Annotated in this window: 23 protein-coding genes and 2 tRNA genes; 14 read left to right on the top strand and 11 right to left on the bottom strand. The window is 60.0% G+C overall.

Annotation, left to right across the window (positions count from 1 at the left end):
* The first annotated feature begins 184 nt into the window (after positions 1-184).
* The 4 genes from HYX42_RS19210 (at position 185) to rimO (ending at position 3,074) form a co-directional block, all read left to right on the top strand.
* The gene (locus HYX42_RS19210) at positions 185-586 is read left to right on the top strand and encodes a GreA/GreB family elongation factor (RefSeq protein ID WP_293406146.1); all 402 of its coding nucleotides are present in this window, start codon (positions 185-187) and stop codon (positions 584-586) included.
* 184 nt (positions 587-770) lie between these two features.
* Positions 771-847 (top strand) — tRNA-Val (locus HYX42_RS19205).
* Between the two features lie 166 nt (positions 848-1,013).
* Positions 1,014-1,625, top strand: a complete 612-nt coding sequence (phaR, locus tag HYX42_RS19200; RefSeq protein ID WP_293406144.1) for a polyhydroxyalkanoate synthesis repressor PhaR — start codon at positions 1,014-1,016, stop codon at positions 1,623-1,625.
* A 39-nt stretch (positions 1,626-1,664) separates the two neighbouring features.
* Entirely contained in the window at positions 1,665-3,074 is a 1,410-nt protein-coding gene (rimO, locus tag HYX42_RS19195) for a 30S ribosomal protein S12 methylthiotransferase RimO (protein WP_293406141.1), read from the top strand.
* Between the two features lie 88 nt (positions 3,075-3,162).
* On the opposite strand, the gene HYX42_RS19190 is transcribed toward rimO, so the two are convergent.
* Positions 3,163-3,247: transfer RNA gene (locus HYX42_RS19190), tRNA-Leu, on the bottom strand.
* A gap of 71 nt (positions 3,248-3,318) precedes the next feature.
* Between HYX42_RS19190 and rnr the strand changes: the two genes are divergently transcribed.
* The gene (gene rnr, locus HYX42_RS19185; protein WP_293406139.1) at positions 3,319-5,715 is read left to right on the top strand and encodes a ribonuclease R; all 2,397 of its coding nucleotides are present in this window, start codon (positions 3,319-3,321) and stop codon (positions 5,713-5,715) included.
* A 29-nt stretch (positions 5,716-5,744) separates the two neighbouring features.
* Positions 5,745-6,314, top strand: a complete 570-nt coding sequence (locus HYX42_RS19180) for a YggT family protein (RefSeq protein WP_293406137.1) — start codon at positions 5,745-5,747, stop codon at positions 6,312-6,314.
* Positions 6,315-6,343: 29 nt separating this feature from the next.
* On the opposite strand, the gene HYX42_RS19175 is transcribed toward HYX42_RS19180, so the two are convergent.
* The 5 genes from HYX42_RS19175 to HYX42_RS19155 are packed head-to-tail and all read right to left on the bottom strand — an operon-like array spanning position 6,344 to position 10,186.
* Positions 6,344-6,958, bottom strand: a complete 615-nt coding sequence (locus HYX42_RS19175) for a hypothetical protein (protein WP_293406135.1) — start codon at positions 6,956-6,958, stop codon at positions 6,344-6,346.
* Positions 6,933-7,490, bottom strand: a complete 558-nt coding sequence (locus HYX42_RS19170) for a carboxymuconolactone decarboxylase family protein (protein ID WP_293406133.1) — start codon at positions 7,488-7,490, stop codon at positions 6,933-6,935. The genes HYX42_RS19175 and HYX42_RS19170 overlap by 26 nt, the downstream gene beginning before the upstream one ends.
* Before the next feature lie 8 nt (positions 7,491-7,498).
* A complete protein-coding gene (locus HYX42_RS19165) occupies positions 7,499-8,491 on the bottom strand; it encodes a tripartite tricarboxylate transporter substrate binding protein (protein WP_293406131.1) in 993 nt (330 codons plus the stop codon).
* A 31-nt stretch (positions 8,492-8,522) separates the two neighbouring features.
* Positions 8,523-9,323, bottom strand: coding sequence for an SDR family oxidoreductase (locus HYX42_RS19160; protein WP_293406129.1), 801 nt, complete (start codon positions 9,321-9,323; stop codon positions 8,523-8,525).
* Positions 9,320-10,186, bottom strand: a complete 867-nt coding sequence (locus HYX42_RS19155; protein ID WP_293406127.1) for an amidohydrolase family protein — start codon at positions 10,184-10,186, stop codon at positions 9,320-9,322. The genes HYX42_RS19160 and HYX42_RS19155 overlap by 4 nt, the downstream gene beginning before the upstream one ends.
* 108 nt (positions 10,187-10,294) lie before the next feature.
* Between HYX42_RS19155 and HYX42_RS19150 the strand changes: the two genes are divergently transcribed.
* A complete protein-coding gene (locus tag HYX42_RS19150) occupies positions 10,295-11,215 on the top strand; it encodes a LysR substrate-binding domain-containing protein (RefSeq protein WP_293406803.1) in 921 nt (306 codons plus the stop codon).
* 2 nt (positions 11,216-11,217) lie between these two features.
* Here HYX42_RS19150 and HYX42_RS19145 read toward each other — a convergent pair whose 3' ends face one another.
* Complete coding sequence (locus HYX42_RS19145; RefSeq protein ID WP_293406125.1) at positions 11,218-11,484, bottom strand: hypothetical protein; 267 nt, start codon at positions 11,482-11,484, stop codon at positions 11,218-11,220.
* 87 nt (positions 11,485-11,571) lie between these two features.
* Between HYX42_RS19145 and phaC the strand changes: the two genes are divergently transcribed.
* The 3 genes from phaC to phbB all read left to right on the top strand — a co-directional run bounded on the left by phaC (position 11,572) and on the right by phbB (position 15,399).
* Positions 11,572-13,335 carry a class I poly(R)-hydroxyalkanoic acid synthase gene (gene phaC, locus HYX42_RS19140; RefSeq protein WP_293406123.1) on the top strand — a complete coding sequence of 588 codons (1,764 nt, stop codon included), beginning with the start codon at positions 11,572-11,574 and terminating at the stop codon, positions 13,333-13,335.
* A gap of 54 nt (positions 13,336-13,389) precedes the next feature.
* Positions 13,390-14,568, top strand: coding sequence for an acetyl-CoA C-acetyltransferase (locus HYX42_RS19135; RefSeq protein WP_293406121.1), 1,179 nt, complete (start codon positions 13,390-13,392; stop codon positions 14,566-14,568).
* 93 nt (positions 14,569-14,661) lie between these two features.
* A complete protein-coding gene (phbB, locus tag HYX42_RS19130; protein ID WP_293406119.1) occupies positions 14,662-15,399 on the top strand; it encodes an acetoacetyl-CoA reductase in 738 nt (245 codons plus the stop codon).
* 49 nt (positions 15,400-15,448) lie between these two features.
* Here the strand turns inward: phbB and HYX42_RS19125 are convergent, their stop codons facing one another.
* From HYX42_RS19125 to HYX42_RS19115, 3 genes are all read right to left on the bottom strand, one after another.
* Positions 15,449-15,643: a DUF2892 domain-containing protein gene (locus HYX42_RS19125; protein WP_293406117.1), complete on the bottom strand. Its 195-nt coding sequence runs from the start codon at positions 15,641-15,643 to the stop codon at positions 15,449-15,451.
* Between the two features lie 80 nt (positions 15,644-15,723).
* Complete coding sequence (cueR, locus tag HYX42_RS19120; protein WP_293406114.1) at positions 15,724-16,161, bottom strand: Cu(I)-responsive transcriptional regulator; 438 nt, start codon at positions 16,159-16,161, stop codon at positions 15,724-15,726.
* Entirely contained in the window at positions 16,158-16,355 is a 198-nt protein-coding gene (locus HYX42_RS19115) for a heavy-metal-associated domain-containing protein (protein ID WP_293406112.1), read from the bottom strand. Before HYX42_RS19115 ends, cueR begins: the two co-directional genes overlap by 4 nt.
* 184 nt (positions 16,356-16,539) lie before the next feature.
* Between HYX42_RS19115 and HYX42_RS19110 the strand changes: the two genes are divergently transcribed.
* The 3 genes from HYX42_RS19110 to HYX42_RS19100 all read left to right on the top strand — a co-directional run bounded on the left by HYX42_RS19110 (position 16,540) and on the right by HYX42_RS19100 (position 20,171).
* The gene (locus HYX42_RS19110; RefSeq protein ID WP_293406110.1) at positions 16,540-18,918 is read left to right on the top strand and encodes a cation-translocating P-type ATPase; all 2,379 of its coding nucleotides are present in this window, start codon (positions 16,540-16,542) and stop codon (positions 18,916-18,918) included.
* Positions 18,919-19,101: 183 nt separating this feature from the next.
* Entirely contained in the window at positions 19,102-19,788 is a 687-nt protein-coding gene (locus tag HYX42_RS19105) for a helix-turn-helix domain-containing protein (protein ID WP_293406108.1), read from the top strand.
* Positions 19,789-19,925: 137 nt separating this feature from the next.
* Positions 19,926-20,171 carry a DUF1272 domain-containing protein gene (locus tag HYX42_RS19100; protein ID WP_293406106.1) on the top strand — a complete coding sequence of 82 codons (246 nt, stop codon included), beginning with the start codon at positions 19,926-19,928 and terminating at the stop codon, positions 20,169-20,171.
* 246 nt (positions 20,172-20,417) lie between these two features.
* Here HYX42_RS19100 and HYX42_RS19095 read toward each other — a convergent pair whose 3' ends face one another.
* The gene (locus HYX42_RS19095; RefSeq protein WP_293406104.1) at positions 20,418-21,227 is read right to left on the bottom strand and encodes a helix-turn-helix transcriptional regulator; all 810 of its coding nucleotides are present in this window, start codon (positions 21,225-21,227) and stop codon (positions 20,418-20,420) included.
* Positions 21,228-21,346: 119 nt separating this feature from the next.
* Between HYX42_RS19095 and HYX42_RS19090 the strand changes: the two genes are divergently transcribed.
* Entirely contained in the window at positions 21,347-22,582 is a 1,236-nt protein-coding gene (locus HYX42_RS19090; RefSeq protein ID WP_293406102.1) for an MFS transporter, read from the top strand.
* Positions 22,583-22,589 lie beyond the last annotated feature (7 nt).

Below are 22,589 nucleotides of genomic sequence, written 5' to 3'. Positions count from 1 at the left end.
CGCCTGGTCTGTCGCGTCCCGCGCGACGCGCCTGCGATGTGCTGCTGCGCCTGCCGGCAGCACATTCCTGAGCCCGGCGATACCCACCCCTCTTTTTTGCGCAATCCATTTATCGCCGGGCCCAAAGCCTGCGCGATAGCGAGCGCCGCGCTGTGCGGAGGCACGCCCTGTTGGAGATTGACACATGTATTCAATGGCGACCACTGATCGAACGATCACCGAGCTGGACTTCGTCCGCCTGAAAAAACTTGGCGGGGGCGATATGCCCCCTGAAATTTCCGACCGCATTGAACTTGCAGAGCTGGTTGCGCCGCGGGATATTCAAGCTGACCGGGTGTCCATGTACTCGCAAGTGGAGATCGAGGATTCAGGCTCCGGTGTCCGCCAGAAGCTGGTGCTTTGTTATCCGGCCGATGCCGAACCGGCGGCGGGTTTTATTTCAGTGCTCTCCCCGGTCGGCGCCAGCCTGCTGGGCTTGCGCGTGGGATCCGTCGCAAGCTGGAAATCGCCAAAGGGGGATGCGTGCTCTGCAAGGGTTACGGCCATCCTTTTTCAGCCAGAAGCCAGCGGCGACTACACCACCTGAATATTTTGCTGCGTGCGGTGGCCCCACCTGTTGCCACGCGGATCTGCTGCAGATAGACGTGATGAGCGATGGAGCGCAAGGGCAACATTCCCCGGGGTTTAGCGGGGTGCGGGCCAGCTTTGTCGCTGCCTTCCCGAAAGAGGATCAATCCAATGCTATAATGCTAGTTGTCGAACAGACTTTCAGGCGCGTAGCTCAGCTGGTTAGAGCACCACCTTGACATGGTGGGGGTCGTTGGTTCGAGTCCAATCGCGCCTACCAATTTCCCTAGATCGTTTTCCCCGATTCAGCCTGCACATTTTGTGTGCAGGACTGAACTCACAGGGTAAACCAAGGGGATTGCGACTATCCTTACTTCCTAGAATGTCTTGAGCAGCAGTTAATGCGTGCAGTGTCCTGCATGCCGGTTATTCCAGAGGAGTTCTCCGTGCCAAAAGCCAAGTCCACCCGCGCCAAAGCAGGCGCAGCCCCTGCCACGGATTCCCCTGCAGAAGATTCTGTCGACACGCCGTCCAGCACCAAAGATGCAGCCGACGTTAAAAATCGTGTCATCAAAAAATACCCGAACCGCCGTTTGTACGACACCGAAACGTCGACCTACATCACGCTCACCGAAGTACGCCAGCTGGTCATGGACAGTGCGCACTTTGTGGTGCGTGACGCCAAGACCAACGAAGACCTGACCCGCGCCATCCTGTTGCAGATCATTCTTGAAGAAGAGTCCGGCGGCGCGCCCATGTTTACCGAGCCTGTGCTTGCCAACATCATCCGTTTTTACGGCAATGCCATGCAGGGTTTCATGGGCGCTTACCTTGAGAAAAATGTCCAGAGTTTCATGGACCTGCAGGTCAAGATGGCCGAACAATCCAAAACCCTGAGCCCGGAAAAATGGGCGCAGTTCATGAATGCCCAGTCGCCCATGATGCAGGGCATGATGGGCACTTATGTCGAGCAGTCCAAGACTGTTTTCACGCAGATGCAGGAGCAGATGCAAAAGCAAAGTGAGCAGATGCTGGCCGCTTTAGGGTTGAAACGCTGAACCAAGCCCTGATTTTTGGGGCTCTGAGACAATAGAGCCATGAGCGACGTCCTTTCCCCACCGATACAAACTGCCAGCAAGTCCGCGCCACGCGTGGGTTTTGTGAGCCTGGGTTGCCCCAAGGCGCTGACCGATTCCGAACTGATCCTCACGCAGTTGAGTGCAGAGGGTTACCAGACCTCCAAAACCTTTGAGGGCGCTGACCTGGTCATCGTCAATACTTGCGGGTTTATCGACGATGCGGTCAAGGAAAGCCTGGACACCATTGGCGAAGCACTGGCCGCCAACGGCCGCGTCATCGTCACGGGTTGTCTTGGCGCCAAGGGAGGCGAGGGCGGTGGCAATATGGTCAGGCAGATGCACCCCAGTGTTCTGGCCGTCACGGGCCCGCATGCCACGCAGGAGGTCATGGACGCGGTGCACCTGAACCTGCCCAAGCCGCATGACCCCTTCGTTGACCTGGTGCCCAATTCGTTTGGCATTGCCGGCATCAAGCTCACGCCCAAACATTACGCCTACCTGAAAATCAGCGAAGGCTGCAATCATCGCTGCACGTTCTGCATCATCCCGTCCATGCGCGGCGACCTGGTGTCGCGGCCGATTGGCGATGTGCTGAATGAGGCGCGCGCGCTGTTTGAAGGCGGCGTGAAAGAACTCCTGGTCATCAGCCAAGACACCTCGGCGTATGGTGTTGACGTCAAATACCGCACCGGTTTCTGGGACGGCAAACCGGTCAAGACCCGCATGCTGGAACTGGTGCAGGCGCTTGGCGAAATTGCCGAGCCTTATGGCGCATGGGTGCGGTTGCACTATGTGTACCCGTATCCCAGCGTCGATGAAATTTTGCCGCTGATGGCTACGGGCAAGGTTCTTCCTTACCTGGATGTGCCCCTGCAGCACAGCCATCCCGATGTGCTCAAGCGCATGAAGCGGCCCGCCAGTGGCGAGAGAAATCTGGAACGCATTGCGCGCTGGCGCGAAATCTGCCCGGAGCTGGTCATTCGCAGCACGTTTATCGCCGGCTTTCCGGGGGAAACCGAAGAGGAATTCCAGCACCTGCTGGACTTCATGCAGGAAGCCCATATCGACAGGGCCGGTTGTTTTGCCTACAGCGCTGTCGAAGGCGCAACGGCCAATGACATTCCCGGCATGCTGCCCATCGAGTTGCGTGAAGAGCGCAGGGCGCGCTTTATGGCAGTGGCCGAGGCTGTGTCAAGCCGCAAACTGCAGCAGCGCCTGGGGGCGACCATGCAGGTGCTGGTTGATTCCGCGCCGGCCCTGGGCCGCAAGGGCGGTATCGGCCGTTCTTATGCCGATGCACCCGAGATTGATGGCGTGGTCAGATTGCTGCCGCCCGAAAAAATCAGCAAGACGCTCAAGGTTGGCGAATTTACCAAGGCAAGAATCGTCGGCGTTCAAGGCCACGATCTGGTGGCGCAGCCTTTCTGATCGCAAAAACGACAGGCAACAAAAAAGCCACTTTGCAGTGGCTTTTAGTTTTGAGTTCCAGTCTGGTTGCTGGAACTCCAGGTAATTTTGGTGCCCGGGAGAGAACTCGAATCTCCACATCTTGCGATACACGGACCTGAACCGTGCGCGTCTACCAATTCCGCCACCCGGGCACAGCTAGCAGTGTACCATTATCTGATGGTTTTTCGCGGCCGGAGACCTGAAATATTTCGACTGCATACTGATGCAGTTTTCATTAAAGAAAAAAGAGTTTTTTATCAAAACAGTTCATCAAAATGCCGGCACATCTGCCGGCCTCCTCGCTGAATTCGAGGGCACCGTTTCCGGCCACCGTGATGGCCATGGCTTTGTACAGCGCGACGACGGCGAGGCGGACATTTACCTGCCCCCGAACGAAATGCGCGCCGTCCTGCACAAGGACCGGGTCAAGGCCCGTATCGTGCGCCATGACCGCAAAAACCGGCCCGAAGGCCGCGTCACGGAAATCATCGAGCGCTCCCCCAACCCCATCATTGGCCGCCTGCTGCAGGAAAGCGGCGTCTGGCTGGTCGCACCTGAAGACAAGCGCTACGGACAGGACGTGCTGATTCCCAAGGGCGCGACCGGCACTGCCAAGGCGGGCCAGGTCGTGGTCGTGCAACTGACCGAACCGCCGGCCCTGTTTGGTCAGCCGGTAGGTCGCGTCAAGGAAGTGCTGGGAGAGATTGACGACCCCGGCATGGAGATTGAAATTGCCGTGCGCAAATACGGCGTGCCGCATGAGTTCAGCGATGGCGCCCTGGCGCTGGCCCGAACCCTTCCGGATGCCGTGCGCCCCGCGGACAAAAAAGGCCGCATCGACCTGACCGACGTGGCGCTGGTCACCATAGATGGTGAAGACGCACGCGACTTTGACGATGCCGTGTACTGCGAACCAGCCAAGGTCGGCCGCGGCAAGGGCTGGCGCCTTCTCGTGGCAATTGCCGATGTCAGCCACTATGTTGAAACCGGCAGCGCCATTGACATAGATGCTTATGACCGTGCCACCAGCGTGTACTTTCCGCGCCGCGTGATCCCCATGCTGCCCGAAAAGCTGTCCAACGGCCTGTGCTCGCTGAACCCGAATGTCGAGCGCCTGTGCATGGTTTGCGACATGCTGGTCAATGCGAAAGGGGAAGTTCACGCCTATCAGTTTTACCCGGCCGTGATGTTCAGTCACGCCCGGTTCACGTATACCGAGGTCGCGGCCATTCTCGCCAACACGCGTGGCCCCGAAGCCGCGCAGCGCAAGGCGCTGGTGCCGCACCTGCTCGACCTGCATGATGTGTATCAGGCGCTGCTCAAGCAGCGCGGCGTGCGTGGTGCCGTGGACTTTGAAACCACAGAAACCCAGATCGTCTGTGACGAAGCGGGGCGCATCGAGAAAATCGTGCCGCGCACCCGCAACGTGGCGCACCGCATCATTGAAGAAGCCATGCTGGCCGCCAACGTCTGCTCTGCCGACTTTATTGCCGACAGCAAGCACGTGGGCCTGTTCCGGGTGCACGAAGGTCCGACGCCAGAGAAGAAAGACATGCTGCGCAACTACCTGAAAGCGCTTGGCCTGGGCATGACGATCACGGATGACCCCAAGCCGGGCGAGTTCCAGCAGATTGCCATGGCCACCAAGGACAGGCCGGACGCGATGCAGATTCACTCCATGCTGCTGCGATCCATGCAGCAGGCCATTTACACGCCCATCAACAGCGGCCACTTCGGTCTGGCCTATGAGGCCTACACTCACTTCACCAGCCCGATCCGGCGCTACCCCGATTTGCTGGTACATCGCGTCATAAAGGCCGTGCTGACCAAGTCCAGGTACCAGTTACCGGTTCTTCCGACACCGGGAGAGGCAGAAGCCAAGTTGTCCAAACGTCTGGCGTCGCGCGTGAAAGAGCCGGATCAGAAGCCGAAAAAGATCAGTGCTGACGAACTGGCCTGGCAAGCGGCGGGCCTGCACTGCAGCGCGAACGAGCGCCGCGCCGACGAAGCCAGCCGCGATGTGGAAGCCTGGCTCAAGTGCAAGTACATGCGCGAGCATCTCGGTGAGGAGTTCGGCGGCGTCGTCACGGCAGCCACCGGCTTCGGCATATTTGTCACGCTGGACGCCATGTATGTCGAGGGGCTGGTGCACATCACCGAGCTTGGCGGCGAATACTTCCGGTTTGACGAAGCACGCCAGGAACTGCGCGGCGAGCGTACCGGCATCCGCTACGCCATCGGCACGCGCGTGCGGGTGCAGGTCAGCCGCGTGGACCTCGATGGCCGCAAGATCGATTTCCGCCTGATCAATGAGGGCGAGGAGTTGCTGGGCCGTGCGATGAAGGACAAAACCGGTGGCCATGCGTTGGAACTGCCGGCCCGGGAGCGTGGTGCGTCCCGAAGCGAAGGCAAGTCGCAAGGCAAGGGCGTGCCAAAGCGCTCTGAGTCGCGTTCGGAGTCACGCGGTGCTGGACGCGAAGGCAATGCACCCGGTTCGTCCAGGCGTAGCGCAAAAGGCAGCAGTCATTCGCCGCCTTCGCCGATCCAGGCGCTGAAAGCCGCGGTCAAAAAGGCTTCGGGCAAGGCCAGCCGAAAGCAGGGCAAAAAGCCGCGCCGATGATCGTGTTTGTTTATTGAACGCTGACACCCATGTTGATCCGTATCCTCGCTTTCCTGCTTGAAACGATTTTCTTCCTGCTGATAGGCGCGTCCCTGCTGCGCGCCTGGATGAACTGGACGCGCGTGAACATGCGCGGGCAGCCCGGCATTTTTGTCTTGGCCATCACGGACTGGCTGGTCAAGCCCTTGAGGCGCGTACTGCCGGCGAGTCTCGGCAAAGCCCGGATCGACTGGGCCAGCCTGATTGCCGCTGCGGTGCTTGCGCTGGCCTACGGGCTGCTCTGGAGCCTGCTCTTCGGTGTGCTGCTGGGTGTGGCGCACTGGTCGCCTGACCTGGGTATTTCTGCGCTGTTCAACCTGCTCGTGTTTGCGCTGAAGATGCTGGTGCGCGTGGCGCTGCAGACCATGATGATTCTCGTCATAGGTTTTGCCATCCTGTCCTGGGTTCAGCCCGGCTCGCCTGCCTATGTGCTGCTGGGCCGCCTCACCGAGCCGCTGCTGACGCCTCTGCGCCGCATCGTGCCCTCAATTGGCGGAGTTGACCTTTCGGCTCTGGTGCTGATACTTCTTTTGCAGATTGGCCTGATGGTTCTGGGCTGAACTGTCGCCCTGGCTGGGCACAAGCGCAGCTAAGGCAAAGGCCAACTCCTGAACATCGTGCGGATCGTGTTCGTAAACTTCGGACGCATGCGATCGCTCCACGGTGTTCCCCGCACAGCCAGCCAGGGTTCGGACCCCAGTGTTTCTTCAGTCACCAGGTCATAGCAGGCCAGGGACAGCGGACCGTGGTCATGGTTCAGGAAGCGGCTGGCGCGTATGCAGCCCGGCACTTTGGCCAGGCCCGGCATGTGTTCCGTGTCGTACCACTGCGAGAGCTCTGGCATCCAGCCGGACTCCGGGTCCATCTCGACGGCGTAATGAAAGGCAGGTGCAGAACCTTGTGATGAGCCATCAGTGGCAAAGACCTGCTCCAGCCTTGAGACGCGCAGGTTTTGAAGCCGGGGAAATTCTTTTTGCAGCGACGACTGCAGGGAGGCAGCCTCATCAACAGTGCAGGTTCGGCGTTTGTCGAGGTACAGATAAGCGTAGAACTGCTTTTGAACCCGCGAAAAAGCTGCGTGAATCCTGACGGATGTACCGGGCAAGGCCTTTTCAAGGCGCTGTATCAGTATGGGCAGGCTTGAGGTGTCCGGCGTGTTGGCCTGCACGAGCAGGGCATCAGTGGCCACGCTTGATACGCTCATGTCCGTGACCTATTTTGAAAGCAGTCAGAAAGCGTGACACCATGTTGTATGCGGCGATGGTCGCCACCAGGTCTGTCATCTGCTGATCACTGAAATGCGCTTTCGCTGCGTTGAAAACAGCATCAGCTACCTCAATGTCGCGGGTCATGGTGTCGGTCAGGGCAAGCACATCACGCTCTTTCGCTGAAAAGGTTTTTTCGTCTTGCGTCACTTGCAAGTTGCGCAGGGCCTCAATGCTGTCCTGCGTCATGCCTGCCTTGAGGGCATGCGGAACATGCGCTTCAAATTCGTAGGGCGCGCGGTTGAGCACGGCCACCCGCAGGATGACCATCTCGCGTAGATCGGCCGGCACACTGCTGCGATTGCGCACGGCGGTCAGCAACTGCTCCCAGCCCTGCGCCAGCGGCGGGCTGTTGAGCAGCACCTGGTAAAGCAGTGAGACGCGGCCCCGCTCAGCCATGATGCCGGCTTCTATGGCCGCCAGTTCCGGGCGGCTACCCGGTTCGACGGGTGTGATTCTTGTCAGGGTCATGGGTCGTTTTATTCGGGCTTGATCTTTTTGTCGCGAATGACCTTGCCCCATTTGGCGGTGTCATTTTTCATCAATGTGGCCAGTGCGTCCGGCGTGGAGCCCGCAGGCTCGGCGCCCGATGCCATCAGCTTGCTGCGAACACTTTCGGTTGCCAGGGTGCGCTGAACGGCCAGGTTGACCCGGGCCAGCTCAGCCGTCGGCGTGCCTTTGGATGAGAAGAGGGCATACCAGTTGTCTGAATCCACACCGGGCAGGCCCATTTCCTTGAAGGTCTTGACGTCGGGCAGCAGCGGATGGCGTTTGGGCGATGCAATACCAATGGGCTTGAGCTTGCCGGATTTGATGAACCCCACCAGGCCCGGGATGTCGCCAAAAAAGCCGTCCACGTGGCCGGCCATGACATCGGTAATGGCCGGCGCAGCACCCTTGTAGGGGACGTGGACCAGTTTGGCCTTGCTGACATCCGCCAGCAGTTCCATCGCCAGGTGCGGCACGCTGCCTGTGCCTGAAGATGCCATGGTGATGCCTTCCTTGCGCTTCTTGGCATTGGCCACAAACTCTGCACCGTTGCTGGCAGGGTTGGTCGGGTGCACGACCAGCAGCTCAACGTTGTTCACCACCAGCGAGATGGGGGTCAGGTCCCTGACCGGGTCGTAGGGCAGCTTTTCATAGAGAGGCGGGTTGATGGCTACCGCGCCCACGCTTGTGAGCCACAAGGTGCTGCCATCCGGTGTCGCACGCGACACGTATTCGGCGGCGATGGCACCGTTCGCGCCAGCCTTGTTTTCAACGATGACCTGGGTGTTCAGTTCCTTGCCCAGTTGTTCGCTGATGGTACGGGCAACGAAGTCCACCGGGCCGCCGGGCGGGAATGCCACAACAAGGCGGGTAACTTTTTGCTGGGCAAAAGCTGGCAGGGTGAAGCCCGCCGATAGCGCCATTGCGGCCGCTGCGATGAAGGTAAGTGCATTTCTGCGGGTGGTATTTTTTCGTATGGTCATGGTGTCTCCTTGGGTTTTTACTCTGTTTAAATCAGTCGCATCTGACCGACATGCCGCCATCGACGACAAGCTCGGTACCGGTGATGAACCGGGCTTCATCTGAAGCAAGAAAAAGGGCAGCATTGGCGGTGTCGCGCCCGTCGCCCATGAAGGGCAGGGGAATGCGTGACTGGCGCTGCTGCAGGAGCGCAGTGACGTCGCCGCCTGTGCGCTGTTTGGCAAGGCGTACATCTACCATGGGTGTGTAGAGCTGGCCCGGTACCACGGTATTGATGCGTATGCCTGCCTTGGCGTACTGCACCGCAGTGACGCGCGAGAACTGGATGACGCCGGCCTTGGTCGATGCATAGGCAACCTGTGCGGACCCGGTCCAGCGCACGCCCGAGGTTGACGAGATGTTGACGATGGCGCCAGAACCCTGGCTTTCCATCAATGGCAGCACGTGCTTGCAGGTCAAAAACACACTTTTGAGGTTGTGGTCGATCTGCGCGTCCCACACCTCTTCTGTCATTTCTACCGGGCCGCCGGCTGCAGAGCCGCCCACGTTGTTGACCAGGATGTCGATTCGGCCAAAACGTTTGACGCATGCTTCGACAACAGATGCGATGGAAGCGGACTGCGTCACGTCGCAGGTGGCGGTCTCGATCTCGCCCCCTGCTTCTTTCACCAGCCTGATGGTCTCAAGCATGCGATCGGCATCCCGGTCCACTGCAAACACCTTCGCGCCTTCCTCCGCGAAACGCACGGCGATGGCCCGCCCGTTGCCCCAGCCCGGGCCAACAGAGCCTGCCCCGGTCACCAGTACCACCTTGTCCTGGAGACGCCTGCTCATGCTTCAAACCTGTAGAAGTTTTGGGGGTTGCTGACCAGCAGCTTGTGCAGCAATTCGGGGGTGTGGGCGATGCGCTGGAGGGTGTCTACCAGCACGCCGTCGTCAGGGATGTGGGTGTGGTTGGGGTGCGGCCAGTCGGTGCCCCAGAAGCAGCGATCGGGGAAGGCTTGGACCAGTTGCCGGGCAAGGGCGGCCCCCAGATCGTAGGGTGGCGTGGCATCAATGCGGTCGGCACCGCTGACCTTGATGTAAAACAGTGGGTCTTCCATCAGGGTACAGAGTGCGCGAAAGTCGGCGTGGTCAGGTCCCAGCGTCGCATCGACGCGGCCCATGTGATCAATGACCACCGGCACTGCCGAGGTTTTCAGGATAGGTGCGAGTTCATGGATCAGGCTGCTCGCAAAGTGAACCTGCAGGTGCATGCCAAGCGGCTTGAGGCGATGCGTCAATGCAATGACCTGCGGCGGCGTGGCACCTTCGCCCAAGTGCGGCATGAAGTTGAATCGCACGCCGCGAAAGCCGGCCGACTTCAGGCGCTGGAGTTCTTCGTCAGGCACGTCGTGCGGAACCAGCGCCACTCCCAGGTAATTGCCGCCGCCTGCCGAAATGGCGTCTTCAGTTGCTGAATTGTCAAAGCCGTGAACGGCGGACTGCACGATCACGCAGCGCGAGATGCCCAGGTATTCGTGCAGTGCAAACAATTTCTCTTTGGGTGCATCAGCCGGGGTGAAGTTGCGTCCCTGTGCAAACGGAAAGCGTATGGCGGGGCCGAAAACATGCACATGGCTGTCGCATGCACCGGGTGGCAGGCTGAACTGCGGCTTTGATGGTGCAGGGTTGTAAGTGAGAAGGGTGTTGCTCATGGTGTGTCCGTATTCTGGCGGCGCTTGCGCGTGTTGTGAAAATGATTCTCAAATATCAGATATTTGAAATACTTATAAAATGCTTTCCATCAACCTGAGGAGTTCATCATCGATTTGCGCAGGCTTGAATATTTTGTGGCGGTCGCCGAGGCGGGCAGCTTCAGCAAGGCTGCCGCCACGCTGGTGATGTCGCAACCGGCCTTGAGCCAGCAGGTAGCGGCCCTCGAACAGGAAACCGGCCAGCGACTGCTCAACCGCACCGGCAGGGGCGTGGAGCCAACCGAGGCGGGTCTGGCGCTGCTGGTGCATGCGCGCGGCATTTTTGAACTGGCAGAACGCGCACGGGCCGACATGCGTGAGAGGCAGCTCACACCCAGTGGACGTATCACCATAGGCCTGCCGCCACGTGTGGCGCACGCCCTGACGGCCGATCTTGTGGAGCGTTTTCGCGCCGAATTCCCTGATGCCGCAATCAGCGTGGAAGAGGGGCTGAGCATTCGCCTGCGTGAATGGCTGGTGGCAGGACGGCTTGATGTGGCCGTGCTGTTTGACCCGCCGGCATCGCCGCTGCTCAATATTGAAACCGTGGCGCGCGAATCGCTGGTATTGATGGCCTCGACACCGCTGCCCGCGCGCATACGGCTGGCCGATGTGGCAGCCTTGCCGCTCGTGTTGCCGAGTAAACCCAACTCGCTGCGTCAACTGCTCGAAAGTGAGGCGGCCCCGCGCGGCCATTTGCTGAAGGTGGTCGCAGAAGTCGACTCCATCAAGACGGTGCTGTCACTGGTGGCCAGGGGGGTGGCAGCCACCGTGTTGCCCGCCAGCGCCGTGCGGGAGTGGACACACGATACGCCGCCGCACATGGCCGCCATTTACGCGCCTGTCATACGCAACAGGTTGTGCATTGCGGTGCCAAAAGCCAGGCCTGCGACGCGGCTCAGCCGTTCGCTGGTGCAACTGGCGCGGGACTTATGCATGCAGTATTACGGCGAAAGCGCCAAAACCAGTGCCAAAACCCGGAAGCGGTAGCCTCAGGACTTGTCAGCCGGCATGTCTGGCCGGGCTTCTGGCGCCGGTATCTCGCCTGCCATTTCTCTTGCCCGTTCTTCGGCATTGCGTTTCTTGATGGCCTTGCTGCGCGCCGGCGCGCCCATGAGATAAACCACCAAGGCTACAGGCCCCAAACCATACAGAAAAAAGGTGATGATGGCGCCCAGGAGAGTGCCGGTGGTGTTGGTGGCTTCGGCCACACTCATCATGAGGACTACGTACAGCCACGCAATGACAACTAAATACATAAATCACCCGTGCGGACTTTAGAATCAGTAAACGAAGTGGTGTGCATATTGCTAGGGGTCTGATGATCCAAGATTCCGGGAGACATGATGAATTCTGACGCAAACTGGGCCCAGGCTGCCCAAAAGATGCAAGAGACCTTTACCGCGGGCTTGCAGCAGGCCATGGGCTCTTTCGGCAGTGCCAATCCCTTTGCTGCGGCGGGCGCTCCCGCAGGCTTTCCGCAAATGGATTTGTCGGCCTTCAAATCACTCCAGCAGCCGCAGGTCACTTTTGACCCGGCGCAACTGCAGAAGATCCAGCAAACCTATCTTGAAGAAGCCTCCATCCTCTGGAACCAGAGTGTGCAGGCTGGCAGTGTCGCACCGCTGGCGTCTGACCGCCGTTTTTCCGCCGAGGCCTGGAATGAAAATCCGGTCTCCAGATTCTCTGCCGCAACCTACCTGCTTAACGCCCGCACCCTGATGAGTCTGGCCGAAGCGGTGCAGGGCGATGAAAAGACCAAAGCCCGTGTGCGTTTTGCGGTCGAGCAATGGATGGCCGCTTCTGCACCGAGCAACTTTTTGACGCTCAATGCCGAAGCGCAAAAGAAGGCCATTGAAACCCAGGGCGAGAGCATTGCCAGGGGCATTGCCAACCTGCTGCATGACATCAGGCAGGGCCATGTGTCCATGACCGATGAGAGCGTCTTTGAAGTGGGCAAAAATGTGGCCACTACTGAGGGCGCGGTGGTTTTTGAAAACGAGTTCTTCCAGTTGCTTGAATACAAGCCGCTGACGGCAAAGGTTTATGAAAAGCCTTTCCTGCTGGTGCCGCCGTGCATCAACAAGTTTTACATCCTTGATTTGCAGCCCGAGAATTCCCTGATTCGTTACGCGGTCAGCCAGGGCCACCGTACGTTTGTCGTGAGCTGGCGCAACCCGGATGCATCGATGACGGGCAAAACATGGGACGACTACATCGAGCATGCGGCCATGAAGGCCATTTCAGTGGTGCAGGAAATCTCTGGCGCAAAGACCATCAACACCTTGGGCTTTTGCGTGGGTGGCACCATACTGGCCACCGCGCTGGCCGTGCTGGCCGCCAAAGGGCAAAAACCGGCTGCCAGTGCAACCCTGCTGACGTCTTTCCTGGACTTCACCGACACCGGCATCCTTGATATCTTCATCGACGAGAGCACCGTCACCCAGCGTGAGTCGGAAATGGGCAAGGGCGGGCTGCTCAAGGGCCAGGACCTGGCTTCCACCTTCAGTTTCCTGCGGCCAAACGACCTGGTCTGGAACTACGTCGTCGGCAACTACCTCAAGGGTGAAACGCCGCCGCCGTTTGACCTGCTTTACTGGAACAGCGACTCCACCAACCTGCCAGGACCTTTTTACGCCTGGTACCTGCGCAACACCTATTTTGAAAACAACCTTGTCAAGCCCGGCAAGACTGTTGTCTGCGGCCAGAAGGTTGATCTGGGCAAGGTGGACATCCCCGTCTATGTGTACGGCTCGCGCGAAGACCACATCGTGCCGATTGGCGGCGCCTACGCCTCTACCCAGCACCTGCCGGGCAAAAAGCGGTTTGTGATGGGCGCATCCGGCCACATTGCCGGCGTCATCAATCCGCCCGCCAAGAAAAAACGCAGCTACTGGACCAACGACAAGCTGCCTGTGAACAAGTTTCCGGCAGCACAGGCCGAATGGCTCAAGACCGCCACGGAGCACCCTGGCAGCTGGTGGACAGACTGGTCGAACTGGCTCAAGGGCCACTCGGGCAAGCAGGTGGCTGCGCCCAAAACATACGGCAATAAAAAATACCAGGCCCTGGAGCCTGCGCCCGGTCGCTATGTCAAGGCAAAGGCCTGACCGGGGCGGTCCTCGCAAAATTTCACAACAGATTTAATCAAAGGGAAAGACATCATGGAAGACATCGTTATCGTTTCAGCCGCCCGCACCGCGGTTGGCAAATTTGGTGGTTCGCTGGCCAAAACACCCGCTACCGAACTGGGTGCTGCGGTTGCACGTGCCGTGCTGGAGCGCTCCGGCATCTCTGCCGACCTGATCGGTGAAGTCATCATGGGCCAGGTGCTGGCTGCAGGCGTCGGCCAGAACCCGGCACGCCAGACCGTTATCAAGGCGGGTTTCCCCAACGGCATCCCCGGCCTCACCATCAATGCAGTTTGCGGCTCCGGTCTCAAGTCTGTCATGCTGGCTGCACAGGCCGTGGCCACTGGCGACAGCGAGATCGTGATTGCCGGCGGCCAGGAAAACATGAGCCTGGCGCCCCACGTGCTGAACGGTTCGCGTGAAGGCCAGCGCATGGGCGACTGGAAGATGATCGACTCCATGATTGTTGACGGCCTGTGGGACGTCTACAACCAGTACCACATGGGCATCACGGCAGAAAACGTTGCCAAAAAGTACGACATCAACCGCGAAATGCAGGATGCCCTTGCGCTGGCCAGCCAGACCAAGGCGGCCGCCGCACAGGATGCCGGCAAGTTCAAGGACGAAATCGTGCCGTTTTCAATTGCCCAGAAAAAGGGTGATCCCATCGTGTTTGCAGCTGATGAATTCATTAACCGCAAGAGCACGGCAGAAGGCCTGGCCGGTTTGCGCCCTGCGTTCGACAAGGCTGGTGGCGTGACGGCGGGCAATGCGTCCGGTATCAATGACGGCGCAGCCGCCGTGATGGTCATGACGGCCAAAAAAGCGGCCGAGCTGGGCCTCAAACCCATGGGCCGCATCGCCAGCTACGCCACAACCGGACTTGACCCGGCCTACATGGGCATGGGCCCGGTTCCCGCATCGACCAAGGCGCTGCAGCGCGCAGGCTGGAAAGCGCAGGATCTTGACCTGCTCGAAATCAACGAAGCCTTTGCCGCGCAGGCCTGCGCCGTCAATCAGCAGATGGGTTGGGACACCAGCAAGGTCAACGTCAATGGCGGCGCGATTGCGATTGGTCACCCGATTGGTGCATCGGGCTGCCGCATCCTGGTCACGCTGTTGCACGAGATGGCAAGGCGTGATGCGAAAAAAGGCATTGCCAGCCTGTGTATCGGTGGCGGTATGGGGGTTGCCCTGACTATCGAACGCTGAATATCGGGTACAACAATGCTTGCAGGCTATTAAAAACATAGCATTGCAAGAATTGAAATTCGCATCGACATAAGCACAGCAAGGAGCACATACATGTCAAAAAAAGTAGCTTACGTCACCGGCGGCATGGGCGGTATTGGTACCGCCATTTGCCAGCGACTGGCCAAGGACGGTTTTACCGTAGTGGCAGGTTGCGGCCCCACGCGCGACTTCACCAAATGGATTGACGAGCAGAAAGCACTGGGCTACACCTTCCATGCGTCAGTCGGTAATGTCGGTGACTGGGATTCCACCGTCGCGGCTTTCGACAAGGTCAAGGCCGAACACGGCCCGGTCAGCGTGCTGGTCAACAACGCCGGCATCACGCGTGACGGCCAGTTCCGCAAGATGAGCAAGGCCGACTGGGATGCGGTGATCTCCACCAACCTCAACAGCATGTTCAACGTGACCAAGCAGGTCATCGAAGGCATGATTGAAGGCGGTTACGGGCGCATCATCAATATTTCGTCCGTCAACGGCCAGAAGGGCCAGTTCGGCCAGGTCAACTACTCCACCGCCAAGGCCGGCCTGCATGGCTTTACCATGGCTCTGGCACAGGAAGTGGCAGCCAAGGGCGTGACGGTCAATACCGTGAGCCCGGGTTACATCGGCACCGATATGGTCAAGGCCATCCGCCCCGACGTACTCGAGAAAATCGTTGCCGGCGTGCCAGCCAAACGCCTTGGCAAGCCCGAAGAAATCGCATCCATCATTTCGTGGATTGCGTCGGAAGAAGGCGGTTACGCCACCGGTGCGGACTTCTCGCTCAACGGCGGCCTGCACATGGGCTGATGCCTCCGGGCGTCTTGCTCCTCAATAAAAACCCGCTCCGGCGGGTTTTTTATTGGTTTTTGGTGGAACAGGTATTCCAGCCAAACAGCGCATACGGCGGGCACCACCCGATGGCGGCGGTCGCCAGCGGGATGACGCCCAGGTAGCCCCACCAGCCTACAGTGCCGGTGGCGGCGAGGGCAATGAGTGCCAGACCGACGATGGCGCGCAGGGCGCGGTCAATGCTGCCGACATTTTTGGTCATGAAAGTCTCCTTGGTGCTGGTTGATGAATGCTGGGGGCATTCATTAAGCGCCCGCCGGGGGCGGATTTCAATGATCCATGTCAAACCCGTGCGATGTCGCCCGCCAGGTCATCAAGAATGGGGCAGTCGGGGCGTTCGTCGCCCTGGCAGTGGTGCATCAGGTTGGACAGTGTGCGCTGCATGGCCTGCATGGCTTCTATCCGCTGGGCCAGGTCGTCGACGTGCTTTTGGGCAATGCGCTTGACGCTTGCACTTGCGCGGCGGCGGTTGTGCCACAGGCTGACCAGCTCGGAGATCTCGGCCATCGAAAAACCGAGGTCGCGGCTGCGCTTGATGAACTGCAGGCTGCGCACATCGGTCTCGCTGTACTGGCGGTAGCCACTGTCGGTGCGTGCCACACCGGCCAGCAGCCCCAGCGATTCATAGTGGCGCAGCATCTTGGCCGACACGCCGGACAGTCTTGCCGCTGTACCAATGGCTACCGGCCACGCGGTGCTGGTGGGGGCGGCGGGTTTCATCCGGCGACGGCGTAGCCTTCTTCGGCAATCGCCTTGCCCAGCACGTCGTGCGGCTGGTCTGATTGCACCTCTACCTTGTTGGCGGCGCGGTCAATCGAGACCTCGGCTTGCGGGTCAACCTGTTTGATGGCGCGGGTGACGGCTTTTTCGCAGTGGCCGCAGGTCATGCCGGTGACGGTGAATGTCTGGTTCATAAATATTCCTTTTGGGGTCTGGTTTGAGGGAAAGCATATCGTGAACCTTGCCACCGTGGGAAGGTCAAGGGCGGTGTTTTTGCCGCTGCCCGGGGTAAGGTTGATGTAAATCAATGCTTGACCTTGCCTTCATGGGAAGCTTTAACCTTCTGGAAACGCACATCAAATTTCTGGAAGCCCCTTTATGACTACGACTACCCTATCTACACCCATTCCCCTCGACATCGGCATAGGCGGCATGACCTGCGCATCCTGCGTCACGCGGGTTGAAAAGGCCCTGAAAAAAGTGCCGGGTGTGGAGACCGCCACCGTCAATCTCGCCACCGAGTCGGCGCGCATTGTGTATGCGCCCGGCGAGCAGATGGAGGCGCGGCTGCGACGGGCTGTGCGTGATGCCGGTTACGAGCCACGCGCTGCCGATGCGGCGATTGACGCGCCCGACGCCTCACCATGGGCTGGTTTCATGCCGGTCGCTGTTGGCATGGCGCTGTCGGTACCGCTGGTGGCGCCCATGATTGCCGACCTGTTCGGCCTGCACTGGATGCTGCCGCCGTCGTGGCAGTTTCTGCTGGCCACACCGGTGCAGTTCATTTTGGGAGCCCGCTTTTACAAGGCCGGCTGGAGCGCCCTGAAAGCGCTGACCGGCAACATGGATTTGCTGGTGGCGCTGGGTACCACCGCCGGCTGGGCGCTGTCGATGTGGCTCTGGCTCACGGCAGATGCTGACACCATGGTGCACCTGTACTTTGAAGGTTCTGCTGTCGTCATCACGCTCGTGCTGCTGGGCAAGTGGCTGGAGGCGCGCGCCAAACGCCAGACGACTTCAGCCATCCGGGCTTTGCACGCATTGCGGCCTGACGTGGCGCATCTGATCCGTGTGGATGGTGAGGTGGCCGATGCGACGGGCCGCCCCGAGCAAGGCACGGCCCCCTCGGGGGGCAGCGAAATACACGAAGTGATTGAGCGTGGGGGCACGATTGACGTTCCCGTTGCAGAAGTGCTGGTCGGCGACCGCATCGTGGTCAAACCGGGCGAGCGTTTCCCCGTTGATGGCACGCTGCTTGAGGGCCACACCCAGGTTGACGAAGCCATGCTGACCGGCGAGCCCCTGCCGGTGACCAAAGAAGTGGGCGGCAAGCTGACGGGCGGTTCGATCAACGGCGATGGCCGTGTGGTGATGCAGGTGGCGGCAACAGGCAGCGAGACGGTGCTGTCCAGCATCATTAGACTGGTCGAAGACGCGCAGGCCGCCAAGGCACCCATACAGCGCCTGGTGGATCAGGTGAGCGCGGTGTTTGTGCCGGTGGTTTTGGTGATTGCGTTGGCTACCCTGCTGGGCTGGTGGCTGAGCGGCCATGCGTTTGAACTGGCGCTGATACACGCCGTGGCAGTGCTGGTGATAGCTTGCCCCTGCGCACTGGGCCTGGCCACGCCGGCAGCCATCATGGCTGGCACCGGCGTGGCGGCAAAGCACGGCATCCTGATCAAGGACGCGCAGGCGCTGGAGCTAGCGCACAAGGTGGATGTAGTGGCCTTCGACAAGACCGGCACGCTGACGGTTGGCCAGCCCCGGTTGACCGCGCTGGTCGTGCTGCCCGGCATGGACGAAACCGAAGCCTTGCAGGCCGCAGCCAGCCTGCAAAGCGGCAGCGAACACCCGCTGGCCCGCGCCGTGGTGGCCAGCGCGCAGGCGAAAAACCTGGTGGTGGAAGCACCCGACAACGTGCGCGCCGTGCCGGGCCGTGGCACCGAAGGCGAAGTCGGCGTGCGCAGCTTTTTGATCGGCAGCCTGCGCTGGATGGATGAGCTGAAAGTGGACATGGGCGCGCTGGCCGGCAAAGCCGCTGAACTGCAGGCGCAAGGCGCCACCGTTTCTGCCATGGCTGAGCGCACCACGGCAGGCCCCACGCTGCGCGCGCTGATGGCTTTTGGCGACGAACCCAAGCCCGGCGCCAAAGAGGCACTGGCTGCATTGCGTGCGCGCGGCATCAGAACGGTGATGATTTCCGGTGACAACCGGGGCGCTGCCGAGGCCGTGGCACGCCGGCTGGGCCTGCGCCCCGAAGAAGGCGAAGTGATGGCCGAAGTATTGCCGGGCGACAAGGCGGCGCGGGTTATGGGGTTGAAGGAGGGCGGGCATGCGCCACGCCGGGCCGCCCCAAGTGGCGAAAGCCCCCTCGGGGGGCAGCGTAGTACACGAAGTGACAAGCGTGGGGGCCATGTTGTCGCCATGGTGGGCGACGGCGTGAATGATGCGCCCGCGCTGGCGGCTGCCGATGTCGGCATGGCCATGGGCAATGGCACCGATGTGGCCATGCATGCAGCCGGCATCACGCTGATGCGCGGCGACCCCATGCTGGTGGCAGCGGCACTCGACATCTCTGACCGCACGGTGGCCAAGATCCGCCAGAACCTGTTCTGGGCCTTTGTCTACAACGCCGCCGGCATTCCGCTGGCCGCGCTGGGTTTCCTGAACCCGGTGCTGGCTGGTGCCGCCATGGCCATGAGCTCGGTCAGCGTGATGGCCAATGCGCTGCTGCTCAAGCGCTGGACGCCGAAGTGAAATGTGATGACACAACGTATATTTATGGGGAAATTAACTTATAAGAGTTCAAAGGAGCATATTTTTTAGCCTGAAATTTTGTTCTCATTGAGGTGTCGTCTTGCTGTCGTGTTCCTGTCGTGTTTTTTCTAGGCCATAAAGTTAACACTTGTGTCATCAACCAAACCACTGACGGAGTTTTAGATGACTACTGCTGAACAAACCAAACCCCCTCGCATGCTCACATTGGCGGAACTGGCTTTTCTTATTAAGTTTTTCCGTGAAACACGCCAATGGTCGCAAGAGCAGCTTTCGTCTATTTCGGGATTGAGCTGCCGGACGGTTCAAAGAGTTGAGGAGGGCAAGGCCTCTTCCATAGACACCCGTCGTGCGTTGGCCCGCGCTTTTGAATTTGAGGACATTGATGCTCTCAACAAGCCTTTCAGCATCCCCGACGCGGAAGAGCAAAAAGCCCAGCAAGAACAATTTGCAAAAGACCACATTACTCTTAAAGCGCAACCCATAGGGTCAGGAAAAGAGCTCGCGAAGCTAGTAGAAATGACCATGATGGATATGTCTACGCCGGCAATCGAATTGTCCCGGGAAGCTGATGAGCGATTCGCAGAGCTCATAGACTACTTTCGCGAATATCGGGACTGCAAGGATATGTACTCGGAGCTAGACAAGTTCGAAATTTATGATGCCATGGATGAGCATATAAAGGCCCTAAAAGGACTTCAAGTGTCCCTTTGCTTTGCGACACGGAAGGTGGCCTTCACGAGCGCCCTTGGAGCCCAACCTTTTACCGCCGAAGCGCTTTATGTGGTGGCATGCAAACTAGGTCAAGAACTTACCGAATTCGCCACGCCCAAAGCAGTGCAGTTAGGCTAATTTCTCAGCGGCTTTTCTGTGATGATTTTTGTAGCGTCCGATGCAATGGCTTAATGACTAGGTGTTGCTTGGCGAGCCTGCTCATACGACATAACAGGGCTTATCTATCAGCTTCTCTTGGTTTTAAGGACACGCCCATGCTTCAACTCCGGCCCGGCTGCGAATGCTGCAACAAGGACCTCCCGCCAGATTCGACGGATGCCCGCATCTGTACTTTTGAATGCACCTTCTGCTCAAGCTGCGCGGAAGACAAACTCAAGGGCAAGTGCCCGAATTGCGGTGGAGAGCTGGTGACCCGGCCGCGCCGGCCTGCGGACAAGCTGGCGAAGTTTCCTGCATCTGTCGAGCGCGTCTACAAGCCGGGCGGCTGCGCGGTCGGCTGAGTTCCCCGGACAGGGTATCCGGGTCATGCAGGCCAAAAACCATGATTTTTAACGTATACGTTAAAAATACTTCAAAAGTTAATATGGAACTTAACTTTTTGGGTTTTGGGCGATGTTCGGGGCAAAAAATTGACCAAAAACACCTGAAAAAGGCCATTTTCAGGCACCTAAAACGGCTGCAGGCCAATAAATACGTACGTGAGCAGCTACGAAATAAATAGCAGTCGGGCGTCAAGCCAGCGCAGATCAGCTGCCACGATGCTGGAAATGGCTGGGTGATTGCCCCATCGCTGACTTGAACATCGCCGAGAAGGCGCTGTCGCTGGCGTAACCGCTGGCAGCGGCCACTGTGCTGATGGACTGGCCGCGCGCCAGTAGCGGCAGGGCGTGCGCGAGTATGGCCTGCTGTCGCCACTGCTGGTAGCTCAGGCCCAGCTCGTCCCGGAACAGTCTGGCGGCTGTCCGTTCGCTGGCGCCTATGTCGGCCGCCCATTCGGCCAGCGTGGCGCGCTCGGACGGCGCGCGCATCACCGCCTCGCACAGCGCGCGCAGGCGCTTGTCGCCGGTTTGCGGGTGCGGCAGTGGCACGCCCAGCGCCTGGATGTCGGCGCGCTCGATCTCGTCGAGTGTCAGCCGGGTCAGCAGTTGCTCCCGGGCGGCGGGCAGTGGTGCAGTCGCCGGGGCGTCGAGTGCCTGGATTGTCTCGCGCAGCAGCGGTGAGACCACGATCATGCGGCAGCCGCTCCAGCCTTTGGGCGTGACGCTGGCATCCATATAAAGGGTGCGGAACTCGGCCGCCTCCAGCACTGTGATGTGGTGTTTGGCCCCAGGGGCGATCCATACTGCGCGCGAGGGCGGCACGATGTAGGTGACCTGGTCTCCGCCCGCCTGTGTCTGTTCAGACGTGACCTGCACGATGCCGACCGCGCAGTAGGCCAGTTGCGCCCAGGCGTGTGAATGCGGCTCGAAGTGCGTGTCCGCCGCCATGGTGCGGGCGCGCACGCGTACCGGGCGCTTCGTATGAGGCGTGAAGCTGTCGGTATCGCCGACGGGCATGTATTGGAGTGGCTGGGCGCGGGGCATGAGTCTGGATGTATTGGCTGGTTGTCTGAAATTCGACGATTCTTGGCTATTTGTCGCATTTCAGCGCGGACCGCAAATACTACGATAAGCCCATGACTACTTCAAGCACGATGAACTTCCCCTCCGGCCCAGTGCCTCTGCGCAACGACGCCGGTGTGATCGGCCTGGTGGGTGCAGCCCACATGGTCAGCCATTTCAGCCAGTTGCTGCTGGCGCCGCTGTTCCCCTGGCTGAAGACCGAGTTCAACGTCAGCTATGCCGAGCTGGGGCTGCTCATGACCATCTTTTTCGCAGTGTCCTGCGGCGTGCAGGCGGCTTCCGGCTTTGTGGTTGACCGCTTCGGGCCGCGCCCCATCCTGTTTGCCGGGCTGGCGCTGATAGGCGTGTCTGCCTTTGGTTATGCAGCCAGCCACAGTTACTGGATGCTGGCGGTCTTCTCGGTCATAGGCGGTATCGGCAATGGCGTGTTTCACCCGGTCGACTACACGCTGCTCAACCGCAAGGTCAGTGCGCCGCGCCTGGGACACGCCTACAGCGTGCACGGCATCACCGGCAGCCTGGGCTGGGCGCTGGCGCCTGCCATGCTGGTGCCGCTGACGGTGGCATTCTCCTGGCGCGTGGCGCTGGTGGCCGCCGGTGTGCTGGCCTTTGGCGTGCTGGCCGTGCTGCTGGTCAACCGCGGGCACCTGCACCTCAAGGTTGAAGCGCCTGCCAAAGGCGTGGCCGCACAGGACAGCAGCTTCGGTTTCCTGAAGATACCCGCCGTGTGGATGTGTTTTGCCTTCTTCTTCTGGTACGCCATCGCGCTGGGTGTGGTGCAGGCTTTTGCCCCTGAAGCTGCACGCCACCTGCACGAGATGCCGATTGCGCTGGTCGCCAGCTGCCTGACGATTTACATGCTGTGCAGCGCAGGCGGCATGGTGCTGGGCGGCTTCCTGGCCTCAGACCCGTCGCGTTGTGAGCGCATCGTGGGTATAGGTTTTGGACTGGCGGCGGGCGTTGCCTTGTTGCTGGCCCTGGGCAGCTACCCGGCCTGGGTGGTGCCTGTGCTGTTCGGCCTGATGGGGTTTGCATCGGGTATGGCCGGCCCGTCGCGTGATTTGCTGGTCAAGCGCTCGACGCCTGACAACGCCTCCGGCCGCGTTTATGGCGTGGTCTATGCGGGGCTGGACATCGGCAGCGCGGTGTCGCCGTTGATCTTCGGCCTGATGATGGACCACGGCCAGTACCGCGGCGTGCTGCTGGGCCTGGCGCTGGTGCAGGGTGTGCTGATTGCCAGCGCCTTCAATGTGCGGCGTGTGCGTCGCACGGCGCTTGTCCCGGCCTGAGGGGCTT

This window comes from Polaromonas sp. (assembly GCF_016185115.1).
GTDB lineage: Bacteria > Pseudomonadota > Gammaproteobacteria > Burkholderiales > Burkholderiaceae_C > Polaromonas.
Note: the sequence above shows the minus strand (reverse complement) of the source record. Positions and strands in the feature narration are given on the sequence as shown.